Source organism: Bacillus sp. WP8 (assembly GCF_000800825.1).
Classification (GTDB): Bacteria; Bacillota; Bacilli; order Bacillales; family Bacillaceae; genus Bacillus; species Bacillus safensis.
Map to the genome: position 1 here is coordinate 177,203 of NZ_CP010075.1, position 25,658 is coordinate 202,860.

General features: G+C 40.6%; 22 protein-coding genes, 5 tRNA genes and 1 pseudogene. 23 read left to right on the plus strand and 5 right to left on the minus strand.

Going from position 1 to position 25,658, the window contains the following annotated elements; all coding sequences use genetic code 11:
* Positions 1 to 6: 6 nt before the first annotated feature.
* The 4 genes from pbp4b to murQ are packed head-to-tail and all read right to left on the minus strand — an operon-like array spanning position 7 to position 4,547.
* Positions 7 to 1,362 (minus strand): penicillin binding protein PBP4B, encoded by a 1,356-nt coding sequence (pbp4b, locus tag QR42_RS00995; RefSeq protein ID WP_039176034.1) that lies wholly within the window; start codon positions 1,360 to 1,362, stop codon positions 7 to 9.
* 13 nt (positions 1,363 to 1,375) lie between these two features.
* On the minus strand, positions 1,376 to 2,755 hold the full coding sequence (locus tag QR42_RS01000; RefSeq protein WP_039176036.1) for a PTS transporter subunit EIIC: 1,380 nt from the start codon (positions 2,753 to 2,755) through the stop codon (positions 1,376 to 1,378).
* Positions 2,752 to 3,621 carry a MurR/RpiR family transcriptional regulator gene (locus QR42_RS01005; protein WP_039176038.1) on the minus strand — a complete coding sequence of 290 codons (870 nt, stop codon included), beginning with the start codon at positions 3,619 to 3,621 and terminating at the stop codon, positions 2,752 to 2,754. The genes QR42_RS01000 and QR42_RS01005 overlap by 4 nt, the downstream gene beginning before the upstream one ends.
* Before the next feature lie 14 nt (positions 3,622 to 3,635).
* Entirely contained in the window at positions 3,636 to 4,547 is a 912-nt protein-coding gene (murQ, locus tag QR42_RS01010) for an N-acetylmuramic acid 6-phosphate etherase (RefSeq protein WP_039176040.1), read from the minus strand.
* 220 nt (positions 4,548 to 4,767) lie between these two features.
* On the opposite strand from murQ, the gene QR42_RS01015 reads away from it, so the two are divergent.
* From QR42_RS01015 to glmS, 12 genes are all read left to right on the plus strand, one after another.
* Positions 4,768 to 4,842, plus strand: a tRNA-Glu gene (locus tag QR42_RS01015).
* Between the two features lie 6 nt (positions 4,843 to 4,848).
* Positions 4,849 to 4,924 (plus strand) — tRNA-Val (locus QR42_RS01020).
* A gap of 3 nt (positions 4,925 to 4,927) precedes the next feature.
* Positions 4,928 to 5,000 (plus strand) — tRNA-Thr (locus QR42_RS01025).
* A gap of 28 nt (positions 5,001 to 5,028) precedes the next feature.
* Positions 5,029 to 5,113, plus strand: a tRNA-Tyr gene (locus QR42_RS01030).
* A 4-nt stretch (positions 5,114 to 5,117) separates the two neighbouring features.
* Positions 5,118 to 5,189: transfer RNA gene (locus QR42_RS01035), tRNA-Gln, on the plus strand.
* 136 nt (positions 5,190 to 5,325) lie between these two features.
* Positions 5,326 to 6,237, plus strand: a complete 912-nt coding sequence (gene rocF / locus QR42_RS01040; RefSeq protein ID WP_039176043.1) for an arginase — start codon at positions 5,326 to 5,328, stop codon at positions 6,235 to 6,237.
* Positions 6,238 to 6,420: 183 nt separating this feature from the next.
* Positions 6,421 to 6,984, plus strand: a complete 564-nt coding sequence (gene sigW / locus QR42_RS01045) for an RNA polymerase sigma factor SigW (protein ID WP_024424449.1) — start codon at positions 6,421 to 6,423, stop codon at positions 6,982 to 6,984.
* A 14-nt stretch (positions 6,985 to 6,998) separates the two neighbouring features.
* Positions 6,999 to 7,625, plus strand: a complete 627-nt coding sequence (gene rsiW, locus QR42_RS01050) for an anti-sigma-W factor RsiW (protein WP_024424448.1) — start codon at positions 6,999 to 7,001, stop codon at positions 7,623 to 7,625.
* A 216-nt stretch (positions 7,626 to 7,841) separates the two neighbouring features.
* Positions 7,842 to 8,663, plus strand: a complete 822-nt coding sequence (cdaA, locus tag QR42_RS01055; protein ID WP_008344027.1) for a diadenylate cyclase CdaA — start codon at positions 7,842 to 7,844, stop codon at positions 8,661 to 8,663.
* A complete protein-coding gene (locus tag QR42_RS01060; RefSeq protein WP_039176048.1) occupies positions 8,656 to 10,074 on the plus strand; it encodes a CdaR family protein in 1,419 nt (472 codons plus the stop codon). The genes cdaA and QR42_RS01060 overlap by 8 nt, the downstream gene beginning before the upstream one ends.
* A 23-nt stretch (positions 10,075 to 10,097) precedes the next feature.
* On the plus strand, positions 10,098 to 11,444 hold the full coding sequence (gene glmM / locus QR42_RS01065) for a phosphoglucosamine mutase (RefSeq protein ID WP_039176051.1): 1,347 nt from the start codon (positions 10,098 to 10,100) through the stop codon (positions 11,442 to 11,444).
* Between the two features lie 577 nt (positions 11,445 to 12,021).
* Positions 12,022 to 13,824 carry a glutamine--fructose-6-phosphate transaminase (isomerizing) gene (gene glmS, locus QR42_RS01070; RefSeq protein WP_007498541.1) on the plus strand — a complete coding sequence of 601 codons (1,803 nt, stop codon included), beginning with the start codon at positions 12,022 to 12,024 and terminating at the stop codon, positions 13,822 to 13,824.
* A 57-nt stretch (positions 13,825 to 13,881) separates the two neighbouring features.
* Here glmS and QR42_RS01075 read toward each other — a convergent pair whose 3' ends face one another.
* The gene (locus QR42_RS01075) at positions 13,882 to 17,313 is read right to left on the minus strand and encodes an nSTAND3 domain-containing NTPase (protein ID WP_039176054.1); all 3,432 of its coding nucleotides are present in this window, start codon (positions 17,311 to 17,313) and stop codon (positions 13,882 to 13,884) included.
* A gap of 171 nt (positions 17,314 to 17,484) precedes the next feature.
* On the opposite strand from QR42_RS01075, the gene QR42_RS01080 reads away from it, so the two are divergent.
* The 11 genes and pseudogenes from QR42_RS01080 to QR42_RS01135 all read left to right on the plus strand — a co-directional run bounded on the left by QR42_RS01080 (position 17,485) and on the right by QR42_RS01135 (position 25,657).
* Positions 17,485 to 17,841 carry a DUF2200 domain-containing protein gene (locus tag QR42_RS01080; RefSeq protein WP_039176057.1) on the plus strand — a complete coding sequence of 119 codons (357 nt, stop codon included), beginning with the start codon at positions 17,485 to 17,487 and terminating at the stop codon, positions 17,839 to 17,841.
* 153 nt (positions 17,842 to 17,994) lie between these two features.
* Positions 17,995 to 18,186, plus strand: coding sequence for a PLD nuclease N-terminal domain-containing protein (locus tag QR42_RS01085; protein WP_039176060.1), 192 nt, complete (start codon positions 17,995 to 17,997; stop codon positions 18,184 to 18,186).
* A 14-nt stretch (positions 18,187 to 18,200) separates the two neighbouring features.
* On the plus strand, positions 18,201 to 19,118 hold the full coding sequence (locus QR42_RS01090) for an ABC transporter ATP-binding protein (RefSeq protein WP_039176063.1): 918 nt from the start codon (positions 18,201 to 18,203) through the stop codon (positions 19,116 to 19,118).
* Entirely contained in the window at positions 19,115 to 19,879 is a 765-nt protein-coding gene (locus QR42_RS01095) for an ABC transporter permease (RefSeq protein WP_084096334.1), read from the plus strand. The genes QR42_RS01090 and QR42_RS01095 overlap by 4 nt, the downstream gene beginning before the upstream one ends.
* Positions 19,880 to 19,993: 114 nt before the next feature.
* The gene (locus QR42_RS01100) at positions 19,994 to 20,395 is read left to right on the plus strand and encodes a RidA family protein (protein WP_039176067.1); all 402 of its coding nucleotides are present in this window, start codon (positions 19,994 to 19,996) and stop codon (positions 20,393 to 20,395) included.
* A 215-nt stretch (positions 20,396 to 20,610) separates the two neighbouring features.
* Complete coding sequence (locus QR42_RS01105; RefSeq protein ID WP_039176069.1) at positions 20,611 to 21,333, plus strand: ABC transporter ATP-binding protein; 723 nt, start codon at positions 20,611 to 20,613, stop codon at positions 21,331 to 21,333.
* Positions 21,326 to 22,747, plus strand: coding sequence for a sporulation killing factor system integral membrane protein (skfF, locus tag QR42_RS01110; RefSeq protein WP_039176071.1), 1,422 nt, complete (start codon positions 21,326 to 21,328; stop codon positions 22,745 to 22,747). The genes QR42_RS01105 and skfF overlap by 8 nt, the downstream gene beginning before the upstream one ends.
* A 19-nt stretch (positions 22,748 to 22,766) precedes the next feature.
* Positions 22,767 to 23,276, plus strand: coding sequence for a HEAT repeat domain-containing protein (locus QR42_RS01115; RefSeq protein WP_039176074.1), 510 nt, complete (start codon positions 22,767 to 22,769; stop codon positions 23,274 to 23,276).
* Positions 23,277 to 23,286: 10 nt separating this feature from the next.
* A pseudogene (locus QR42_RS19530) lies at positions 23,287 to 23,835 on the plus strand (TlpA family protein disulfide reductase); the annotation flags it as partial.
* Between the two features lie 153 nt (positions 23,836 to 23,988).
* On the plus strand, positions 23,989 to 25,116 hold the full coding sequence (locus QR42_RS01130) for a DUF418 domain-containing protein (protein WP_039176076.1): 1,128 nt from the start codon (positions 23,989 to 23,991) through the stop codon (positions 25,114 to 25,116).
* A 169-nt stretch (positions 25,117 to 25,285) separates the two neighbouring features.
* Complete coding sequence (locus QR42_RS01135) at positions 25,286 to 25,657, plus strand: GntR family transcriptional regulator (RefSeq protein WP_039176077.1); 372 nt, start codon at positions 25,286 to 25,288, stop codon at positions 25,655 to 25,657.
* Position 25,658: the final 1 nt, after the last annotated feature.

Sequence of the window (25,658 nt, forward strand, 5' to 3'; positions counted from 1 at the left end):
CTCCTTTTACTTAAAAGATTCGTAGATTGCGGTCATGATGCTTCCATAAGTACCAGTCGGGAACAGGTCACCTTCAAATTGATTAGGATTGGTTTCTGGTGAAACAACGGGTGAATGTTTCTTATTCGTCAGCAAGACGACACCTAAATTGTGTTTAGGATCAATCAACGTCATTGTGCCGGTCCAGCCAGTATGTCCATAGGCTTCGTTACTTGCATATTTTCCAAACATCCATTCCATGTCAGTATGACCGTTTTTTCGCCAGCCTAGCCCGTAAGTTGGGTTCGTATCAGAGGAGGCTGTAAAGAGATCGATGGAAGCTTGATCAAAGATGGTTGTTTTTCCATAGCCTCCTTTGTTAAGCATCAGCTGAAGCAGCACGGCCATATCTGAGGTATTCGAGAAAAGTCCAGCGTGGCCGGAGATGCCTGCCATTGAGTAATATGCTTTCTCGTCGTGTACTTCACCTAGCAGGGTGTACCGTCGGATGTTTTCAAAATCGATTACACCGTCTCGTGAATTGCCTAAACGTTCTGTTGCTGCAAAATGCTTCGGCTTGAAGCCTTTTTGCAGCGGATTGAACATTGTGTGTTTGAGACCTAACGGCCGATAAATGGTTGACTCGACATATTGATCAAGAGGCATGCCTGTTTTCTTCTCGATGATCATGCCTAGCAGCATGTAATCAATGTCACTATAAATGTGCTGGGTGCCTGGCTTGTATTGCAGCGGTACTTTTGGCAGCCATTTCATCGTTGTTTTTCTATCTTGAGAATAAAAAGAGCCAGCTGATTCTTTGCTATAAAATAAGACACTGGAAGGGAGACCGGCCGAATGGGTGAGAAGATCCTTTATCCGAAGCTGGTCTTTACCAGTTACCTTTGCACCAGGTTCATCCTGAAAATCTGGAAGGATGGTCTGTATTCTTTCGTTGACATCAAGTTTTTTCTCGTAGACAAGCTTTTGCAGGGCATAGTTGGTCGCATACATTTTTGTATTGGATGCCAAATCGAATAGTGTATCCTTTTTCATTTTTTTATATGATTTGAGCTCTGTTGTGCCATCGTATTTTTGCCGGTAGCCATAGGCTTTTTGATGGACGATCTTTCCGTCCTTGATAATGATGAGAGCGGCTCCTGGAAATCCTGCTTTGATGTCATTTTGAATCATTTGATCAACCTTCCTCAGCTGCCTGGAAGAAAAACCTACTTGTTCCGGTCGTTTTGCTTTTTTTAAGACGGGATATTCTTCAGGTGCTGTTTTAGACAAAGACGATACAGGATGGGAGCTAGTTGCAAATGTTTGTACTGGAAACCCAAGGAGCATGAGCAGACATGTGATCAAGAGAAAACATTTCTTCAAGGTCTAGACCTCCTTATTGATTGTGATCCTCGAATTCAACAGCCATATCATCATGAAATCCAAATAAGTATGTGAAGAAAAATCCAGCAACATATGCGATAAATAGTCCAATTAAGTAAAGAAGCATTTGATGTGTGTGAACAATAAAGGTTAATGGAAGACCGGATACACCGATGGCTTTTGTCGCGATTTGGAAGTAGGCTTGAAATGCGCCGCCGATTCCTGCACCAAGACAAGCGGTGAGAAATGGTCGTCCTAGCGGGAGTGTGACACCGAAAATGAGTGGTTCACCAATGCCCAGCATCCCAGAAGGAAGTCCACCAGCAATGGCTCTTTTGAGCTTTTTCTTTTTTGTTTTCATATAAATGGCGAATGCAGCGCCTACCTGTCCTGCACCGCCCATAGCGAGAATTGGCAGAAGCGGGTCATCTCCAATTGAATTGATGAGTTCCATATGAATCGGTGTCAGCCCTTGATGAAGTCCTGTTACAACAAGTGGAAGGAAGGTCGCACCAAGAACAAATCCTGCGAAGATTCCGCCCATATTTAATAAGTAAGTCAGTCCTGAGGTGATGGCATCAGATATAAATCCGCCGACTGGCATGAAGACAACATACGTGAAAATGCCTGTAATGAGTAGTGTGATGGTAGGTGTGACGATGATATCAAGAGATTGCGGGACGAAGCGTCTAATTCGGGTTTCCACAAGTGCCATAAAGATGGCGGCTAGAAGAACACCGATGAGTCCGCCTCTGCCTGGTAGAATATTTGTGCCAAATAACATAATGTCTGCGGAGGCTGGGTTAATAATGAGAATACCAGCTAATGCGCCTAATGCAGGAGAGCCTCCAAATTCCTTTGCGGCGTTTGTTCCGACTAATATCCCTAGGTAGGCGAAAAGGCCAGAACCTATAACTGTTAAAATAACTGCGGCTTGAGATTTTTCGTCAAGCCAGCCTGCTTGCACGATCGCTTTTGTAATCCCAGTAATAAGCCCTGAAGCAACAAGTGCCGGAATGATTGGAATGAAAATGCTGGCAATCCGCCGTAAGAACAGCTTGAACGGTGTGCGGTTTTTTTGTGAAATGGCTTGCTTGTTTTTTTGTGCTTCGTTGTTTAAATCATAAGAGTCAGACGCATTTAGAAGCTGTTCAAACGCACTTGATACTTGGTTGACAACACCGGTGCCTAAAATGATTTGAAGCGTTTCTGCTTCGACGACGCCAATGACGCCATCGAGTTCTTTGATTGCTGTGATGTGAACTTTTTCATTATCGATCGGTGTAATTCGAAGACGTGTCATACAATGTGTATGGGAAGAGATATTTTCAGAACCACCACAGAGTGAAAGAATGTCTTTCGCCAACTGCTGATATTTCTTTTGATGACTCATGTTGAATCCCCCTTTGTTTTTCGTTTCATGGAGCGGATGGCATGCCTTGTCTTGTCAATATATTGCGCTGTCTCTTCATATTGACGAGAAGCTAAACTGAGGAACAAGACATCAATTAAGTAGAGCTGTGCCATTCTAGAGGAAGTGGCAGCACTGCGAAAAGGTGCTTCATTGGAACCGGACGTCGATAGGTGAACATCACATAAAGCAGAAACGCTTGTATGACCTGGATGTGTTAAAGCAATGGTTTTCACTTGATTGTCTTTTGCGAGCTGAAGGGTTTGAATGATGTCTAACGTTTCTCCTGAAAAGGAGATACCAAACACAATGTCATTCTCTCCTGCATTTGCGATGACCGTAGATGCAATGTGCATGTCAGTGAAGGCTGTCGCTGCATAGTTAATTCTGAGAAATTTCTGCTGGGCATCAGCTGCGACGATGCCAGATGCACCAACACCGATAAAATGAATTTGGTTTGCATTCAGCAGTAATTGAACAGCCTTTTCTAAAGCATCTGCATTTAAAATAGAAGCGGTGTCCTTAATCGATTGAATCGAGTTTCCTGCTGTTTTTTGAATAATGGATTGAAGTGGTTCATCTTGTTCGATATCTCTGTAGCCTTGTTTATCGTCATGCATCAAGTCTCCAGCGATCCGCATTTTTAAATCTTGATAGCCATCCAGCCCGAGAGATTTACAAAGACGGATGACTGCAGAGCTGCTTGCGCCGGCTGCCTGACTGATTTCGTGTACTGTACTTTTAATGACTTTGTCAGGATGGGCAAGGATATAGTCTGCAATGATTTTTTCAGATTGGGGAAGCTTTGATTTGATTGTGTGTAGTAGGGTAAGTCCGCCTGCTGACATGAGCTCTGCCTCCTTTAGGATTGATAACGTGAGATAGCTTTGTCGATATGACCATTCGTTTTGCTCAGTAAATCTTTGGCTGTTTTCTTGTCTGTGTTTGTTTGGAGCATGACGATGGCGGTTTTGACTTCTAAGTCTGCTGCTTCGAGAGTCTTCACGGCTTGTTCGTAGGAAGCATTTGTCACATGTTGAATGATGGTGATGGCGCGTTCTTTTAATTTATGATTGCTGACTTTTACATCAACCATCAAGTTTTCATATACTTTGCCTTGTCTGATCATGACTGAGGTGGAAAGCATATTTAAAATCATTTTATGAGCGGATGCTGCTTTCATTCTTGTTGACCCAGTGATGGCTTCTGGTCCTACAATGACCTCAATGGCGCAATCTGCAAGCTCGCTAATTTCTGCTTGTTCATTGCAGCTGAGTGCTACTGTTTTAGCTCCAATTGACTTTGCATAGTTTAAAGCGCCGATGATATAAGGTGTCCTGCCGCTTGCGGCAATTCCGACGACTGTATCTTTTGATGTCAGGTGGATGTGTACTAAATCCTGTTTGCCGGCTTCTTCACTATCTTCCACATCTTCGGCAGCTTGAGAAAAAGCTGAGTCTCCGCCTGCCATGATGCCTACAATGACATCAGGTGAGACGCTATAGGTTGGGGGACATTCGACAGCATCCATTACGCCAATTCGGCCGCTTGTTCCGGCGCCTAAATAAACGAGTCTGCCTCCATTTGAGATGGATTCATAGGCAAAGTCACTTGCTGTTTTGACATGGGGAAGTACAAGGTTGACTGCTTGAGCGACCTTCCTATCTTCTTCATTAATCATCTGGAGTATTTCAAGCGGATTTGCTTGAGAAATTCCCATTGTGTTGGGGTTTCTTGATTCTGTTGTCAAAGAACGCAGTTGAGATGGCTGCATGTGACATACCTCCTTATTTCTTCATTTTCAGTATATTGAGTATGATATGAAATTTCAATATTATATTTGAATATTGAAATTATATTTCAGCCGAAATGTTGAATAAATAGGGAGTAAATAGTTAGAAAATAAAAAAAATAAAAATCCCCTTTACAAAAGGGGGACAACCTGTATATAATAACTTTTGTCAGCTTCACGGAAACAACAAACTTGACAAACTGGCCCGTTGGTCAAGCGGTTAAGACACCGCCCTTTCACGGCGGTAACACGGGTTCGAATCCCGTACGGGTCACCATGATGTGGAGGATTAGCTCAGCTGGGAGAGCATCTGCCTTACAAGCAGAGGGTCGGCGGTTCGAGCCCGTCATCCTCCACCATATGCCGGTGTAGCTCAACTGGTAGAGCAACTGACTTGTAATCAGTAGGTTGGGGGTTCAAGTCCTCTTGCCGGCACTGTTTTATCTTTATCAATTCCATATGTGGAGGGGTAGCGAAGTGGCTAAACGCGGCGGACTGTAAATCCGCTCCCTCCGGGTTCGGCGGTTCGAATCCGTCCCCCTCCACCATTTTTGGGCTATAGCCAAGCGGTAAGGCAACGGACTTTGACTCCGTCATGCGTTGGTTCGAATCCAGCTAGCCCAGTTAAGACACCTTTTTCAAAAAGGTGTCTTTTTTTATGTTAGCAGAGAGAATGTATAACTATTCAAAATGTTGTTGAGTTGAGTCAGAAGGGATCAAGAAAGTAAAATATAAGCATGAACGGAAAGGGGATGTACATATGGGAGAGCAAAAGAAGGTCACGATTGTTGGAGTTCCGATGGACTTGGGGCAAACGAGAAGGGGCGTCGATATGGGGCCGAGTGCGATTCGTTGTGCAGGCGTAAAAGAAAAATTGGAAACGCTCTCATTTGATGTGGAGGATCTAGGAGATATTCCAGTTGAACAAAGAGATGATGAGAAAGGTTTATATACAAGTGAAAAGCTAAAAAATTTAACGGAGAATGCTGGTGCGAATCAGCTGCTTGCTGAGAAGGTTGACAGTATTGTGCAATCAGGTTCGTTTCCACTCATTTTAGGTGGTGATCACAGCATTGCGATTGGCACACTTGCTGGGGTAGCTAAGCATTATGAAAACTTAGGAGTCATTTGGTATGATGCACACGGGGATTTGAATACGGAGGAAACCTCTCCTTCTGGAAATATTCATGGCATGCCGCTTGCTGTCAGTCTCGGTTTTGGGCATGCTGATTTAACAAACATTGGCGGTTATTCTCCTAAATTGAAGCCTGAAAATGTCGTTATAATTGGTGCTCGATCTTTAGATGAAGGAGAGCGGGCATTGATTCGAGAGAAAGGCATTAAAGTCTATACGATGCATGAAATTGATCGTTTAGGGATGACAAGGGTGATGGAGGAAGCTATTGCGTATCTAAAGGAAAGAACAGATGGTGTCCATCTCTCGCTTGATTTAGACGGGCTAGACCCAGCGGAATGCCCTGGTGTAGGCACTCCGGTAGCAGGCGGCATTAGTTACCGGGAGAGTCATCTTGCAATGGAGCTTTTAGAGGAGGCGGGTATTTTAACGTCTGCTGAATTTGTTGAAGTAAATCCGGTTTTAGATGAGAAAAACAAAACAGCAGAAGCGGCTGTGGCATTAATTGGATCGTTAATGGGTGAAAAGCTATTGTAGAGCGGGACTTGTTCCCGTTCTTTTTTGTTTTGGGAAAATTTAAGGATATGTTAAGGTTTTTACCGGTTGATAAGCGTAACACACTGTCAAAAATTTGTTACACTATTTTTTAGAGGAGAATGAAACCTTTTGGAAAGAGGTTCGTATACATAAAGACCGGTGAAGGCAGAGGTTGAATATACTATGGACACAATGATTAAAAAGAGAATTAAGCAAGTGAAAAAAGGCGACCAGAACGCATTTGCAGACATCGTAGACCTGTATAAAGACAAAATTTATCAGCTGTGCTACCGTATGCTTGGGAATGCACATGAAGCGGAGGATATTGCGCAGGAGGCGTTTATTCGTGCTTATGTGAATATCGAAAGCTTTGATGTGAATCGTAAGTTTTCCACGTGGCTGTACCGCATTGCAACCAACCTGACCATCGACCGTATTCGCAAAAAAAAGCCGGATTACTATTTAGATGCAGAGGTGGCAGGGACAGAAGGATTAAATATGTATTCTCAAATTGCTGCTGATGGCATTTTGCCAGAGGATGAGGTGGTGTCTCTTGAATTATCGAGCACCATTCAGCAAAAAATTCTAAGATTACCCGACAAATATCGTTCGGTCATCGTATTAAAGTATATTGATGAACTCTCGTTAAAAGAGATTAGTGAGATTCTGAATATACCAGTTGGTACGGTGAAAACGAGAATACACAGGGGTAGAGAGGCTCTCCGGAAACAGTTGAGAGACCTTTGAGTGAGGTGATTTTGATGAGCTGTCAGGATAGAATCGTCCAGCTTATGCATCAGTATTTAGACGGGGACATTGAGCCCCAAGACGAAAAAGAATTAAAAAGCCATCTGCAATCGTGTGAGGAGTGCCGTACTCATTTTCAACAAATTGAGAAATCCATCGCGCTAGTGCAGAGTACATCTCATATAGAAGCACCATCTGATTTCACTGCAAAGGTGATGGCAGGGCTTCCAAAGGAGAAAAAGCGTGTGTCGGTTCAAAGATGGATCAAAGCTCACCCGCTGATGGTAGCCGCTGCCCTCTTTCTCATTTTAATGGGAGGCAGTCTGTTCACGAGCTGGAATACCGATCATAATTTCAGTGTGTCAAAGCAGCCGAACCTCGTCGTTGAAAATGATACAGTGACCGTACCTAAAGGGGAAACCGTAAAGGGTGATGTCACTGTCAAAAATGGCAAGCTGATTGTAGAAGGCAAGGTTGATGGAAATGTCACCGTCGTCAATGGGGAACAGTTGACTGCTTCTGCCGGACAAGTCACTGGTCAAATTAATGAAATTAATGAAGTGTTTGATTGGATCTGGTACAAAATGAAATCAACAGCACAAAACGTAATGCGGGTCATTGGGCCAGAGGAGCAAAAGTAACTCTATTGGCTTAAGAGCAGTCTCTAAGGGGGCTGCTCTTTTTCTATACATTTGTGAGATTCACGCAAACTAGCAAGTCAGCCAGATATGGCAACTATTTTCCTTGCTGAAACAAAATGTGGTATAATAGCCACGCTATGTATTGATACATAGGCTCTTTTTATATTAAAAAATGCATCAAACGAAGAATAACTGAAAATTCTGGAGGACGAGGAAATGGCTTTAGGGGATATTCCTTTTTTGCAGTACCTCGGTAATGCTGTTGATATTCTCGTTGTTTGGTATGTGATATATAAATTAATGATGGTCATCCGCGGAACAAAAGCGGTTCAGCTTTTAAAGGGAATTGTGGTCATTGTTCTCGTCAGGATGGGAAGTGCGTATCTCGGTCTTAATACACTTCAATGGCTGATGGATCAAGCGATTACGTGGGGATTCCTTGCGATCATTATTATTTTTCAGCCAGAGCTAAGGAGAGCGCTTGAGCAGCTTGGGCGCGGCCGTTTCTTCTCAAGAAGCGGGACACCTGTAGAGGAACAGCAGCAGAAAACGATCGAGGCAATTACAAAAGCAATTAACTATATGGCGAAACGCAGAATCGGCGCGCTGCTGACAATTGAGCGCGATACCGGGATGAATGATTACATAGAGACAGGAATTCCTTTGAATGCAAAGGTGAGTTCAGAGCTGCTCATTAATATTTTCATTCCGAATACACCGCTTCATGACGGTGCTGTCATTATGAAGCGGGATGAGATTGCAGCTGCAGCTTGCTATTTACCGCTGTCAGAAAGCCCTTTTATCTCTAAGGAGCTTGGGACGCGTCATAGGGCGGCAGTTGGAATAAGTGAAGTGACAGACAGCTTAACTGTCATCGTTTCTGAGGAAACTGGCGGTATTTCTGTCGCAAGGAATGGTGATCTCCACCGAGAATTGACAGAAGAAGCGCTTGAAGAAATGCTGATTGCTGAATTTAGTAAGAACAGCAAAGATGCTTCCTCGACCAAATGGTATTGGAGGGGCAAGAAAAATGGATAAGATTTTGAATAATCGCTGGGCCGTTAAGCTTCTTGCATTGGTCTTCGCTTTATTGCTGTATGGTGCAGTCAATTCAGCGCAAGCGCCCACGCCGAAAAAAATCGGTGAATCCTTTTTCCCAACATCGACGACAGATGAAGCAACTTTAACTGACATTCCTGTTAAAGCGTATTATGATGACGAGAAATACGTTGTCACTGGTGTGCCGCAGACAGTCAATGTCACGATTAAAGGGTCAACAAGTGCTGTGAAAACAGCAAGGCAAACAAAGAATTTTGAAATTTACGCAGACATGCAGAACTTATCGACAGGTACACATAAAGTGGAGCTGAAGGCAAGAGATGTATCGAAGGGACTCACACTATCGATTAATCCATCTGTGACGACTGTGACGATACAAGAAAAAACGACAGCTGAATTTCCTGTTGAAACCGAATTTTATAATCAAAATAAAATCAAAGACGGCTATTCACCTGAACAGCCCATTGTGAATCCGAAAAAGGTCACAGTTACTGGATCAAAGGACGTCATCGACAAAATTTCTGTCATTAAAGCTTTTGTGAATTTAGAGGATGTCGATCAGCAAATTGAAAAAGAAGCGAAGCTCACTGTGTATGATAGCAGCGGGAATGAGCTGCCAGTCGAAGTAAGTCCGTCCGTGGTGGATATTACGGTTCCAATCTCGAGTCCGAGCAAAAAGGTTCCGTTTAAACTTGAGCGGACGGGCAGCTTGCCAGAAGGGATCAGCATCTCAAGCATTGAGACAAGCCCGAGTGAGGTCACAGTGTACGGCTCTCAAAAGGCACTGGATGCACTTGATTTTATTGATGGCGTCAAGCTGGACCTAAGTAAGATCAAAGATGATACGGAGATTGATGCCGATATTCCGCTGCCAGATGGTGTGAAAAAGGTATCGCCCGAAACTGTTAAGATCAAAGTGAAGGTTGCAACAGCTGAAGAAAAAAAGATCGATAATGTACCGATTTCTGTCGTGGGTTTGAGTAAGGATCTCACATCTGATTTTGTGAGCCCATCTTCTGGACGGATCACGTTAACAGCAAAGGGATCGAAGAGTGCGATTGATAAACTAAAGGCTTCAGATGTTGAAGCCTATATCAATGCAGGGGACTTGAACGAAGGAACCCATGAGGTCAAAGTTCAAGTGAACGGTCCTCAAAATGTGACATGGACATTATCAAGATCAAAGGTCAAAGTGAAACTCACTTCTACTGATACAGAGGATCAGCCGGCGTCTAAGAATGATCGAAAGGATCAAAAAGATCAATCAACTGATGATGATGATCAGGATGAGAAGAGTAAAGAAGAATCCACACAAGATAAAGCAAAGAAAGAATCAAGTCAAAGACAGCCGGTCAAAGAAGATAAAAAAGAGGACGAAGCGTCCTCTTGAATGGAAAAAGGAGCGATTGAAACATGGGCAAGTACTTTGGAACTGATGGTGTAAGGGGTGTAGCAAATAGCGAATTAACACCAGAGCTCGCATTTAAAGTTGGGAGATTTGGCGGCTATGTGCTCACAAAGGATAAAGAACGTCCAAAGGTACTCGTTGGACGAGACACACGTTTATCCGGTCATATGCTGGAAGGAGCACTCGTTGCCGGCTTACTTTCAATTGGAGCTGAAGTGATGCGTCTAGGTGTGATCTCAACACCTGGTGTGTCTTATTTAACGAAGGCAATGGATGCTGAAGCGGGTGTCATGATTTCTGCTTCACACAATCCAGTTCAAGACAACGGCATTAAATTCTTCGGCGGTGACGGCTTTAAGCTGTCAGATGAACAGGAGAATGAAATTGAGCAGCTGATGGATCAGCCAGTCGATCAATTGCCACGCCCGGTTGGAGCCGATCTTGGAACGGTCAATGACTATTTTGAAGGCGGTCAGAAATACTTGCAATTCTTGAAGCAGACAGCGGATGAGGATTTCACAGGTATTCACGTGGCGCTTGACTGTGCACACGGTGCTACCTCTTCTCTAGCGACACATTTATTTGCGGATTTAGATGCTGATGTGTCTACAATGGGAACATCACCAAATGGACTGAATATCAATGATGGTGTTGGCTCAACTCATCCAGAGGCACTTTCTGCTTTTGTGAAGGAGAAAGGTGCAGATATTGGTCTTGCGTTTGATGGTGACGGTGACCGTTTAATTGCAGTCGATGAAAAAGGTGATATCGTAGACGGCGATCAAATTATGTACATATGTGCACGTTATTTGAAGGATGAAGGCCGATTAAAGGATGATACCGTCGTGTCAACGGTCATGAGCAACCTTGGTTTTTATAAAGCGCTTGAGAAGCAAGGTATTAAGAGCATTCAAACTGCTGTTGGTGACCGCTATGTCGTCGAAGCGATGAAAAATGATGGCTATAATGTCGGCGGTGAGCAGTCAGGCCATTTGATTTTCCTTGATTATAATACGACAGGTGATGGTATGCTTTCTGCGATCATGCTTGTGAATACGCTCAAAGCGACAGGGAAAACATTATCAGAGCTTGCAGCGGAAATGGAAAAGTTCCCGCAGCTTTTAGTGAATGTGAAAGTGTCTGATAAATATAAAGTAGAAGAAAATGAAAAAGTAAAAGCGGTTATCCAAGAGGTCGAAAAAGAGATGAATGGTGACGGCCGTATCCTTGTTCGTCCATCTGGAACAGAACCGCTTGTACGTGTTATGGCAGAGGCAAAAACAAAAGAGCTGTGTGATGAATATGTTGCTCGAATTACGGCTGTTGTGAAAGAAGAAATGGGTATTGAGTAATAGATGAAAGCAAATCGCTAGCAGCGGTTTGCTTTTTTTTTCGAATAAACGACATAATTGGATGGATCTGTACGAATCATATAAGTGAGGGCAACTTGAAGCTGCCTTCATACATAGGAGAGCACATCAAAGGTAGAACGTGACAAGCCTCATCGCATATAGTGTAGGGAGGTCTCACTTTCTCAAATGAAGGCAATTACCTGCTAAATTGTGATTGACGGAGGTCAGACCTTATAGTACAATCATCCTTGTGTTACTGGATTTTTATTCTATCAGGAAAGGCAGGGTAGATGTTCAGGAACTCTCTTATAATTATAGCGCCCGAACTAAGCGATCGGACGAAAGATGCTTAGTTGACGAGGATGGAGGTTATCGAATTTTCGGCGGATGCCTCCCGGCTGATCAAAAAAAGAGATCACAGCCGTAAGTGTTTCTTTAAACCAAAGAGGTGACTCTTTGTACAAAGGGAATACACATGATCTCCCAAAATAAACATGTAGAGAGGGACGAAGAAATGTCCCTTCTATTTTAGTAGGCTTTCTTTGTCCCTTTCACATGATCGGGAGGAAGAATATTTATGTGTGGAATCGTAGGTTATATTGGTCAGAATGATGCGAAGGAAATCTTATTAAAAGGTTTAGAGAAGCTTGAGTACCGCGGGTATGATTCAGCAGGTATCGCTGTGGCAAACGAAGATGGCGTACATGTGTTCAAAGAAAAAGGACGTATCGCTGAGCTTCGTGAAGTTGTTGATGCAAACGTGGCATCTTCAGCAGGAATTGGACATACACGCTGGGCAACACACGGTGTACCAAGCCATCTAAATGCGCATCCGCATCAAAGTGCTTCTGGCCGTTTTACGCTTGTTCATAACGGTGTCATCGAGAACTATGTACAATTGACACGCGAATATTTACAAGACGTCACACTAAAAAGCGACACAGATACAGAGGTTGTTGTTCAAGTCATCGAACAATTTGTGAATAGAGGTCTTGATACAGAGGAAGCTTTCCGTCAAACGCTTCTTCAACTAAAAGGCTCTTACGCAATTGCCCTTTTCGATAACGAAAACAAAGAAACAATCTATGTGGCGAAAAACAAAAGCCCATTATTGGTTGGTTTCGGCGAAGATTTCAACGTTGTGGCTTCTGACGCAATGGCGATGCTTCAAGTAACAAACGAATATGCGGAATTAATGGATAAAGAAATGGTCATTGTTACTAAAGACGAGGTTATTATTAAAAACCTTGACGGTGATATCATGACACGTCCTTCTTATATCGCTGAGCTTGATGCAAGCGACATTGAGAAAGGCACATATCCTCACTACATGTTAAAAGAAACGGATGAACAGCCGCTTGTTATGCGCAAAATCATCCAAGAATATCAAGACGAAAACGGCAAGCTGTCAGTCGCTGGCGATATCGCAAGCGCAGTAGCAGAAGCAGACCGCATCTACATTGTGGCTTGCGGAACAAGCTACCATGCTGGACTTGTCGGTAAACAATACATTGAAGACTGGGCAAAAGTACCTGTAGAAGTCCATGTAGCGAGTGAATTCTCTTACAACATGCCGCTTCTATCGAAAAAACCGTTGTTCATCTTCCTTTCTCAATCTGGGGAGACTGCGGACAGCCGCGCTGTACTTGTTCAAGTTAAAGAGCTTGGTCATAAAGCATTAACGATCACAAACGTACCAGGATCTACGCTTTCTCGTGAAGCGGACTTCACATTGCTTCTTCATGCAGGACCAGAAATTGCAGTGGCTTCAACAAAAGCCTACACAGCACAAATCGCTGTACTTGCAATCCTTGCTTCAGTTGCAGCTGAATTAAACGGTCAATCTCTTGACTTTGATCTTGTGAAAGAGCTTGGTATTGTAGCAAACGCAATGGAAGCCCTTGTCGATCAAAAGGATGAAATGGAACAAATCGCTCGTGACTTCTTCACAGTGACACGTAACGCATTCTTTATCGGAAGAGGACTTGACTACTATGTGTGCCTTGAAGGTTCACTGAAGCTAAAAGAGATCTCTTACATCCAAGCAGAAGGCTTTGCTGGCGGAGAACTCAAACACGGCACAATTGCTTTAATTGAAGAAGGCACACCGGTCATTGCCCTTGCAACACAAGAGCACGTGAACCTCAGCATTCGCGGTAACGTCAAAGAAGTCGTCGCACGCGGAGCAAACCCATGTGTCATCTCACTAAAAGGCCTAGAAGACGAAGGCGACCGTTTCGTCCTTCCAGCTGTACACCCAGCACTTGCACCACTTGCATCTGTTGTCCCATTACAGCTGATCGCTTACTACGCAGCACTTCACCGCGGGTGCGATGTGGATAAACCACGTAACCTTGCGAAGAGTGTGACGGTGGAGTAGGGTTAATTTTTATAATGAAACACCCCTTTGAGAATTTGTCAAAGGGGTGTTTTTTGTTTAGGTTACTATTATTTGCGAATAATCACCATTTTCAAAGCGTTTAAGGAGATTTTCAATCTTTTTTATGGATGTTAATGAGTGATTATAAACTCCAAGCTCTTTTAATAAACAGATGTTCTCTATTTTGTAAACTGGCATTTGCCAATTATGTACTTTCCGTTTTATTAAATCACCTTTTAATAAATGAGTAAATGTATTTTGGGGAATCAAAGGTAAATCCCAAAAATCAAAATCAGCTATTCCTAATTTCTCGATAAGATTTTGCTCGTCACTAATACTATATTGTTGCCCGATATGATTAATCTCATCATGCTGATCATATTCCAATAACAATTCCATAGTTGATATAAGTTGTAATACCTTTGATGATTCATCGCCATCCCCTAAGTGCTTCATAAATCGCTTAATGGCAGGTTCAACGTAGAATTGATTAAAATGATATGGTTTTAACTCTTCGAAAAGCCGATATAATATGCTTTCCCACTCACTGTTATAGATGTAGTATTCTCCAAATTCAGGATAAAATAGTTCGGATAATTCTTTTCCATTCTCTAGCTGTATTCGTTTGATTTTTTTTGAATTATCACCCCATATTTCTGGGTAGATTTCTAGTAATTCATCATCATCTACGCTAAAACATATACTCATCGAAAAGCAAGCGACGAATAATGGAATATGAATAAATCGTAACCACTGTTCATCCTCTAATATTAAATGTTCATACACAATATTTTTGAGTGAAGGGTTATCTGCTAAATGGTCACTATAAATATTACTTTTTAAAAATTCTCCTTTTCGGAATAAAGGTTTTTTCCTATACATGAATGAATAAAATGAATCAATACAGAAGTTAATTAAATTTATTAATAATGTGGAATCTCCTTGAGTTAAATGGGTTAACATCTTCATATATAAGTCGCTTTCTCTCTCAGGCATCATTGAACCGTCTTTTTCTAAAATTGAAATTAACAAATTCAAGGATTCTTTCGTATTTAGTAATTGGTAGATGTAAACTGGTGAATAATTGTCTAATGTGAGAATTAGTTTATCTTTGACTCCATTCGAAAGTTTGCTATTTGATATAAGTTCGATAACTTCATCATTTTCTATTAATGCTTCTTCCTTTCCATACATCCAATCATATGCGTTATATTTTACTGTACTTATGTCATGTTCACTTGAATTATATTCATTCGACAAATGCCTGTTCATTATTGAATGATCATTATTTATTTTTGTAGGTGAGCGCCCATATAGAAGCTCAATTTCTTTATCCATTTCTATTGAGTATTGAACGCCAAAAAAATCACATAAATCAGGAATGCTATCAATTAATATATCTAATTCTACATCCATGCAGTATTCATCTAAAAAATCTAACTCTGAAAAAATTAATTGTTTTATATTTTTTCTAATTTTTGAGTTAAAAGATTCGTAAAATATTTCGTACTCCTTAGGAAATATTTCTCGAAAACGCTCCATCGCTTTATAATGAAACACACTAAAGGCGTTTTTGTAGTATTTATCTATTAATTTATATCCGTTAAAAGTCATTCCAATATTTGTACAACTTGCGATATAACCAGGTAAATTGTGTAAATCATTATATTGATATTCTTTAGGATCATTACTCCCCATATCAATACAGTACTGACTGATTTTATACTCTAAAAATTTATAAAGTCTCGGTTGTTTTTGATTTTGTGTTAGATAAATTCTAAGTAAATCAAAGAATCTATCTAAGCTTCCCTTTTCTTGTTCTAAAATATCAACATTCCATATATTATCGTTTTCTGAAAAACTAGTTGTATAATCATCATAATGTTCTATACAACTTTGTATGATTTGTTCACTAACGTTTGAACTACAAAAAGGTGATATATTCTTAAATAGAAATAATAATTGATTATAGAAGGAGCAGCAAGGCAGTAGTTTTAGAATCCATTGTTCACAATTCTCTTTCAAGAAGTCAAGCAGAAAATCTTGTGCTGATGGGTTAATAAAATATAAAAAGATATCATCATACTCATCATCATAAACTGTCTTGATCATGGTTTCTTCAAGTTCTCTGAGACTCTCACTTAAATTCTTCGTGTGCGTTTCAGTGAAATAATAGTGTAAGGAATTTTTGTAGCAGATTTCAATATCCTCTTGTAATGAGGGGGGCGAAGTAATTAGTAGTAGCAAAGCTACAAACTTTGCTTCATTAGATAAATTATCAAAAATATCTCTCCAAAAATCACTTGGACAATCTAAATAATTTAACAATCGATTTAAGTAATCTTCTGGTGTTTCATAACTTTGAGGTTGTTGATCTAAAAATAGTGATAGTACCCTTGGATTATAATTGTCGTGATATACAATTTCATCTGTATGAAGATGCAAATAGTTAACATGCTCATAATTCAGTTTTGAGTAATAGAGACGACTAAATAAAATACTTGTTTTTTCACTCTCGGTGTATGCTTCCAAGTTGCAAATTAAGGTATAGTTATCAAATATTTTTTTAAGTAAAGGACTTTTATGAATGAGTTGTTGAAGAATATATTCTCTTGTTGTAATAATTAATCTTGTATCATTAGGAAAATTTTCGATATCCTTTATTAACTTAGCTAAGCGTTCTTCTTCTTTTTTATTCTTTTCTTTTTCGATGATACTTCCCCAGTAATCATCTAAAATAAAAACTTGTATTTGGTCTTCATCTAACATACTGTATATATCATCGATTGAGTATACCCATCTAAATCCGTTTAATTGATCTTGATACAAATGGGCTAAAGCTAGAATTTGAGCGATTGTTGTCTTTCCAACACCTGGTTCTCCGGAAAGTATGATAGTTCTGTTAATGTCCCAATTTGTAACTGCTGACCTATAGACTTTTGAAGGTATAAAAGTTTTTGCTGTTTTACAAGCATCTTTTAATCTATAGGCAGACTCTTTATAAATACGACTATGTAAGTATTTTTTTAACAAATGCTCTAGGACATTTGAGTTTGGGATTAAAAGCTTTGGTTGGTTAATTATCACTTTTCTGTAAGTCGGCTGTGAAAGGAGTCTGTTCAATTCAACTCTATCTAATATATCGTGTTCAGTAACGTTGAATTCTTTAAATAAATCAACAATATCTTTTGTTTGTTGTCGTGTTAACTCCATTGATACTCCTAAGATATATCGATCTGGTTTTAATTTACGGATTTTTTGGAGATCCTGCTTTAAAGTTTTCATTAATGGTTTAAAAAATTGCTGACCATAACGTTTAACTTGTATGATGGTTTTGGTTTTACTGTCTGTATAAAATCCATCAATACCTTGATCTCGCCCCTCTTTAAAGGTTCTAAAGGGGACCCTTTCTCTTTGAGACACTACATCACATACCAGCATCTCAAACTCTAATGGTTGAAGTAATGCGTGAAAATCGAAATTAGACAATTTTCTTCTTCCTTTCACATATGATAACGAGTAATTATATCATAATGTATACACATGTGGTTATTATTGTAATATATCTGATGATAAAAGAATGGGTAGAATATAAACGAGAGGTTAACTATCTTCTAATGCATCGAAAAAATACTTAAACAAAGAAAGAGAGAAGAGCACATGACCAAACATAAAGTTTACACAATGAGCTTTGCAAAAGTCTATCCTCTCTATATCGCAAAGGCAGAGAGAAAGGGACGAACGAAGTCTGAAGTTGATACGATTATTTGTTGGTTAACAGGGTACATTCCAGAAGAGCTACAGGAACAGATAGATAAGCAGATAGACATTGAAACCTTCTTTGCTGAGGCTCCTGAGCTTCATCCTTCCCGCAGTTTAATCAAAGGCGTCATTTGTGGTGTTCGGGTAGAGGACATTGAGGAAGAAACCATGAAAAACATTCGTTATCTAGATAAGCTGATTGATGAGTTAGCGAAAGGAAAGAAGATGGAAAAGATTTTGCGAGGTTCATCATGAGCAAGCCCAGTGAACTAACCTTCACTGGGCTTTTTTCTATCTTATAGATCAATCGATCGATAAAAATAAAATCCGTTTGAACGAATCCTCTCTTCATGTCGTCAAAAGAAGTGATATTAAAACAAATTGGCGTTTGAAAAGGGAGTGGCGTGGATGGATATGAAGATGATTTTACCTCTTATTTTGCTGCAAGCGATTTTGATGGTGATTGGTTTGTTTGATTTGTTGAAAAGAGACCCATCGAGAATCAGAGGAGAGGTGAAATGGGTTTGGGCTTTGGTGATTGTGTTTGTGGCGAGTGCCGGTCCTATTGTGTATTTCATTTTTGGTCGTAAACAATCTTAATAGGGGGGATTTGCTTGAATATGCTGGAGTGTCATGGGTTGACGAAATCGTATGGCCCGAATGAAGTGTTAAAAGATGTCTCGTTTTCTGTTGGGGAGATTGGATGTGTTGGCTTTTTAGGTGCCAATGGGGCGGGGAAGACAACAACGATCCGGATTCTCACAGGGCTTGCTCGTCCAACTTCTGGGGTCGTGAAGGTGGCAGGTTTGGATGTCACAAAGGAGATGGATCAAATCAGTCATGTGATAGGGTATTGTCCGCAGCATCCTGCATTTTATCAGGATATGACGGGGCAGGAGTGGATGAATTGGGTTGCCGGGTTATTTCATTTAGAGAAAAACATCATTCGTTCCAAAACAGAGGAGCTGTTGAAGCTTTGTGGTGTGTATGAGGCGAAGGATCGTGCCATTGGCAGCTATAGCGGAGGCATGAAGCAGAGGCTTGCCATTGCGCAAGCGCTTATCAACAGCCCGAAGGTTCTTATTCTAGATGAACCTGTGTCGGCACTTGATCCCATGGGGAGAAAAGACGTCCTGACTTTGATTGAGCGTCTAAAGCATGAGATGCTGATCTTTATGTCGACCCATATTTTAGATGACATTGAACGTGTGGCAGATCATATTATCATGATCAACAGCGGCAAAATTGAAATGTCCTCTTCGATGAAACAGATTAAAGAAGACTATATCCAGCCAGTGATTGAATTTCAATTAGAACAACAGAATACGAAATTAGTGACTTTGCTAAAAGAGCGGCATTGGGTGGAGGAATGCATTGAGACAGAAAACGCTTATCAGGTGCGAGTCAAAGATCAACAAACGTCATTGAAGGAGCTGCCTCGTCTGATCACTGAAGCTGGCGGTGTTCTCCTCCATTATCGACTATCTAAGCTGACGCTTGAAGATATTTTCATGAAGGTTGTGAATGCATAATGATGTTGAAAAAGGAATTTAGGGAGTTATTCACTAGCTATAAAATTTTATTTGTTCCTATTATTTTTACGATTTTAATGATCACACAGCCTATTACGCTTAAAATGCTGCCGGATCTTCTATCGAAATCAGCTAATTTACCTGAAGGGTCTACATTTTATATACCAGAGCCTAGTGCTGGAGAGGCTTTGGCGAGTGCATTGAGTAAATTTGATTCGCTAGGTGTGTTTATCCTGATTATGATCGTGATGGGGACGATCGCTGGAGAGCGAGCCTCTGGAGTGACCGCGATGATTATGGTGAAACCGATCAGTCGAACGAGTTACTATGTCTCGAAAATATGCGCCTATGCCTGTTTGACTTTGTTTAGTTTGGTGGTGGCAGTGCTTGCCTCTGTTTATTATGTGGACATTCAATTTGGGCATGTGGATTGGATGAATGTGTTAAAAGGAACACTTCTTTATTATCCAAATTTATTGCTGATTGTGGTATCGACCATTTGTGCTTCGGCGTTCTTTCAACGTTCTGTCACAGCTGGCGGTGTTTCGCTTTTGATCAACCTTATTCTGTTTACCGTACCTTCATTTTATGAAGAGACATTAGGGAAGTTTGCGCCTAAAGGCGTGACAAATGCAGCCGAAGAGATGATTTATAAGGGGACTTATTCGGATCAGGCACTTACAAGTTTTCTAGGTGTATCGGTATTGATTGTTTTCTTTTTTCTTATCGGATGGTTTCTTTTTAGAAGACAAGAATTATAGCAGGCTGTTGCGATTGTTGCTTAAGTTTACTCTGAGCATAAAAATCTGAATACGGTTGAAAATTTGATATGATGATAAAAATTGACTGTATTTTCAGAAAAGGGGTTTTTATCAATGAGAACATTACGTAATCCTGAGACCATTCACCCGCCAGTTGCCCCATATACCCATCAAATAGAAACAACAGGACCACAGCGATGGTTAACCTTATCAGGTCAAGTGGGGATGGAGGCGGATGGAACAATTCCCGAGAGCCCGTTGGAGCAGCTAGAGCTAGCGTTAGAGAATGTGAAACGAAACGTAGAAGCGGCAGATATGGCCGTGGAAGATATAACGAAACTAGTATTTTATCTCGTAGGAGAGTTCGATGCTGAGAGCAGGAAACAAATCATGGGGCAGTTTTTGGGCACGCACCTGCCTTGTATGACGATGATTTATGTAGTGGCATTGGCTTCCCCTGCTTTAAAGGTAGAGGTGGATGCTTGGGCGTGTCAGGAGATGGTTGTGGGTGAATAGATAAAAGATTGGGATGCTGCAACCCAATCTTTTTTTGTACATAATCTATTTTATTTTCCCGTTGTATATAGAATAGATTACCTCAATCCTATTACCTTGTTATTCTCTATATGGTAATATTAGGGTTAATGATTAGTGGGTCTAATGACATTCGTTTTTGATTTTTAACACACCATAGATAAGCATACATCACTCTAATAAAAGGGAGAGATTTGATGCCATTCATGGAGGTTCAGAATGTAAGCAAACGATATAGAAATGGTGATGGGATAGAGGATCTGTCATTTTCCATCGAACCAGGGGAGGTTGTGGCGCTGCTTGGGCCTAATGGTGCCGGGAAGACGACAACGATTCGATGTTTAACGGGTCTATATAAACCAGATGGAGGGGAAATTCTCATAGAGGGTTTCCCGCCTGGTCATGCCCATGTCCAAAAACAAGTAGCTCTTATTCCTGATCAGCCGTATTTGTATCCAGATTTAACGGCTGCTGAACATGTTCAATTCCGTGCTCGTGGATATCATAAAAGCTTAAAACAGATCAGGGAAAAGGTATATGAAGCGTTGAAAGAAGTACATATGGAAAAGAAGATGAATGAACTGTGTGGAAGGCTTTCAAGAGGCCAAAAGCAGCGTGTCGTCTTAGCAGGAGCCATTGTTCAAGATGCCTCCCTTTTTATATTAGATGAACCGACTGTCGGGTTAGATATTCCATCAAAACAGTGGCTGTCGGATTGGCTGAGACAAAAAAGTAGTCAAGGTGGGTCGATTTTTGTGTCGACTCATAGTCTGGAGTTCGTTCTCGATACAGCCAGTAGGGTGGTATTGATTCGAGACGGTGCCATCATGAAGAGTATGGATGTTCCTCAATTAAAGGAAGAACAGGTTGAGTGGAGGGCAGAAGTTATTCAACTTTTGGGGGAGTGGTCAAGTGAATAATACACTCTCCCTTTTATGGATGAAATCTCAAAGGCGCTTGATCAGTAAAAATCAAGAAAAGAAAATGCCTTTTCTGATCTTACTTCTTTTCATAGCGGCAATTGGTTTTCAGCTAAGCGCAGTTTCAAGTATGGGTGATTGGGATACAAGTGCAGCAGGGTGGATCATTGTCTGTTTGTTTGTTCTTTATATGGGGGTTGGTTTGTTTACGAACCGGCTGCCTAGCCAAATGAACGATATCATTTGGTTATATGGAAATGGCGTTTCTTTATGGACGGTTGTTATCAGTGTGTGGATGTATCACATTTTCTGGAGAGGGGCTCTTCTCATTTTCTCTGCTGTAGCTGCCGATCTACTCCTGTTTTTTATGACGCAGCAGTACCCGTTTCTGCTTGGAAAATCACTCATTCTGACAGGGCTGTTATGTTTGGTCGAAACTTGGATGATTGCGGTTTCTTGTGCTAGAACCATTCGAGTATACAAGCGTTTGCTCTTACTCGGTTTTGTCTTGATGTATTTCAGCTTTTCACTGCTTGTTTTGAATCAATTGGTGATGAAACAGCCTTCATTGATGAACATTGCTGATTCTTTGATGTTTCAAGCTGGACGTATGATCGAAGAGTTCTCCATTCTTTCTGTCTTCATTTTTATTGGAGTGATGTTTCTATCTTTCATGATGATGTACAGTGCTAGTCATCGTTTAGAGATGAAGGAGTCTTTAGTCAAGGAGGCAGTATTTTGGGAGGAATTTGAGGGGAAACATATTCAATCAAGTCCAATCGTTCAAAAAAAGAGCAGGACATGGTGGGGACTTCCGGCATTAACGGGGAGCTGGGCTTTTCTTTGGATTGAATTATTGCTGATAAAAAAGTATATGATTTTCCATGTACTATCTACTATGCTGTTAATTGGTACTTACTATGTTGTCTTTACTTATTTTTCAGATTGGCTGAATCTATTCTTGATCGTCATGGCGGTATCCGTTCTTTTTAGTTCATATTATGCAGGGATTGTAAGACACGCACAAACAGGAGTGCTCTACCTTTTTCCAGGTGCTTTATATCAAAAAATCATTCTGTTAGAAGTGTTTCAAACCTTTTGGCTGTATGCTTTCTACTTGATTTCTCTTTATTTGGTTGAGATTCAGGATGTTTTGTATTGGACCTTATTTGGTGGAGGAGTTTATATATGGTTTTTGGCCATACGGCTCTTTGCCTTTATGCAGCCTCTGAGAAGAGAAAGGAGTTTTGCTTTGACCGCCTATTATCGCTCATTGCTATTTGCGTTTGTGATCAGTGCTATGGTCATGATTAGCATTTATCTCATCACTGATGGCTTGCTGACTACAATTGTATCCCTAGCGGCTGGGGCTGGATTTTATATGCTTTGTTATCGATACCGTACGGTTCATTAAAAAGAGGAGTTGATTGTAAATGAAACCAGAAAATAAGCTGTCTCAATCCGTTCAACAATTGGCCAATACAAATGAAGTAACGATCGTTCAAGCAATGGGGGAATTGAGAAAATCAGGAAAAGATGCAGTGCCCGTCCTTGTTGAGGCTTTAAAAGAAAAAGGCTCTCTGCGGAACATTGCAGCAGCTGTACTTGGTGAATTTGGAGCAGATGCGGGGGACGCAGCAGAACCGCTAGCTCGGCTATTAGAAAGTGACGAAGAAGATACAAGAATGGCCGCTGCAATGTCACTCATGAGGATTGGTCAGCCCAGTTTGCCCTTCCTTCTGCAACTGGCTAAACGTTATGAGGGACCTACTTGTTTCTGGGCATCATGGTGTATCTCTTGGATTGATCCATCAAAAATTGAAAAAAACATGTACGAGTGCTTAAAACAAGAACAAGAAAATCCAACAGGCAGCGTTACTCCTTTTGCTGCAGAGGAAGCTTTAGGGAAAATTATCGCTTTTCAGCTAAAGGAGTGTACCTAAGGGACAGCATCAGCTTCTTTATTTTTGGTCAGTCAGCTGTCCTCATTGTGAAGAATTAACCAATCATATTCTACAACGTGTGAATGAGCTGGGTATTCATTTAACCTGTGTCCATGTTCCATATACAGAAGAGGAAAAATCGGAAGATGTTGTTTCAGAGTATGTAGAGGAAAAGAATATAACCGCTCCTATTGTATTGGATCAAGATTATGAGATTGTTGCAAAGTATAAGATTCAAGGATTACCTAGCTTTTGCCTCTTTGATCAAGATGGGCAGTTAATAGATCGGAAAATGGGAGATACCGGCTGGGAAAGAATTTTGAAAAAGTTAGAAAAACATTCAATTGGGGAGGAGAGAGTGTTGTTGAAATCAAACAAAGAATTAAAAAGAAACGTCATTTTTTCCGCAGGTGTTGGAGCGGTTTTGCTGATTTTAATGATGCTGAAATGGTTGCCGATTTCTGCAGACTGGGAACTGGCGTTAATTTTGTTTGGTTTGGGAATTTTGTTTTATTTGAAGCGTGTGCTGCGGAAAGAAGAAGAAAGTCATAAGTCATAATTATTCAGTATGATACCTAGAATGTATATTCTAGGTTTTTTTATTAAATTTACCTTAAAACACACCTTTTCACATGGGGATATGAACCAATTTTTTAAAAGTGTGGTAGGATAAATATGCTTTATCTTTATATTGTCCGAAGGAGCTGTCGAGTTGAAGGGATCTAGGGTTGAGTTTATTGATAGTTTACGTGGTTTTAGTTTATTAGGTATTTTGATCGTGAATATGCTTAATTTTCAATATGATTATGATTTTGAGAAAATGTTTGATTCGAGTTTTTGGGGGCAGGAATTCGGTGTATATGTGACGGAAATTTTGTTCCAAGGGTCTTTTTATCCGATTTTTTCCTTTTTGTTTGGGTATTCTTTTATCAAGCTGATTGAATCGACGAAGGCCAAGGGGTTAAATACGAATGCCATTGTCGTTCGCCGTGGTTTTGGTCTGATTGTGCTTGGGATGCTGCATTACATCTTTATTTGGAATGGTGACATCCTTCTTTATTATGGAGCTTGTATGTTTTTCTTGATGATGTTTATAAACAGCCGAATCAAAACAGTGTTTATATGGTCGGGTATTTTAGGTGCCTTATCTTTAGTGATTTATCCATCTCTAATGAATTTTATTTACGGAAATCCTGATTTATTAACGAATGTATATGGGACTGGTACATATGGCGATATTGTATTGAGCCGGATTACAATTGAAGATGATATGGTAATCGTCTCCATCATTATGGCAATTGTAACACTTACTATGACACCAATTTTAAGTCTTCTCTATGCTCCTATCATGATCGGTCCATTTGCACTGCTTGGCATGGCGATCGGGAAAAAAGGTCATTTGACAGAAGAAGATCGAGGCATGGCTTATCGTAAAGGCTGGATTTGGATGATTATCATCGGGCTTGCTTTAAAATGTGCGACGTTTATTGATGCTCCTTGGAGTGAAATGGTGTTGACGTTAGGAGCCTATGTCCTGACGATCGGTTATATTCAAGCCTTTATTGTTTTTTACTATTCAAAGGCTGCACAAGGGTTGAAACGTCTGTTTGCAGGGCTTGGCCGTTTGTCTCTATCAAACTATTTGGCGCAGTCGATTATTTGTACAACGATTTTCTATTCTTATGGACTTGGTCTATTTGGACAATTGGGGTCAATATTTGGGCTGCTTCTTGCTGTCGGACTGTACACAGCACAGCTGTTCATCAGCTATCTCTATTTGAAAAAATGGAGAAGAGGTCCTGTGGAGTGGCTTATGGGAAAATGGGTATATTGGAAATAAAGCATTTTGTTAAAGAACCGTATGGCTTTTGGGCTGTGCGGTTTTTTATTTTAAAAAAATGAGGAGAACATTTTTTAAAATGGTTGAATATTCTTTTAGTGTGTATATAATGTATATATAGTATATATACAATATTTTGTTCTAACTATGTGAAAAAAGAGGTTTTTATATGCAAATTACGATTTCAAACCATTCTAAGGAGCCCATCTATGAGCAAATTACGAATCAAATCAAATCGATGATTTTAACGGGTGAGCTTGCAGAAGGCGCAGCACTGCCGTCTATTCGAAAGCTGGCGAAGGATCTACAAATTAGCGTGATTACAACAAAGCGAGCGTATGAAGAGTTAGAGAAGGCAGGATTTATTTATTCAATTGTAGGCAAGGGATCTTTTGTTGCGGAACAAAACGTAGAAGTGATGAGAGAGAAGAAATTGAAGGTGATCGAGGAACAGCTCGGAGCGGTTGTCACAAACGGGAAAGAATTAGGATTATCTTTTGATGAATTGCAGCAGTTATTAAAGTTCTTATATGAGGAGTGAG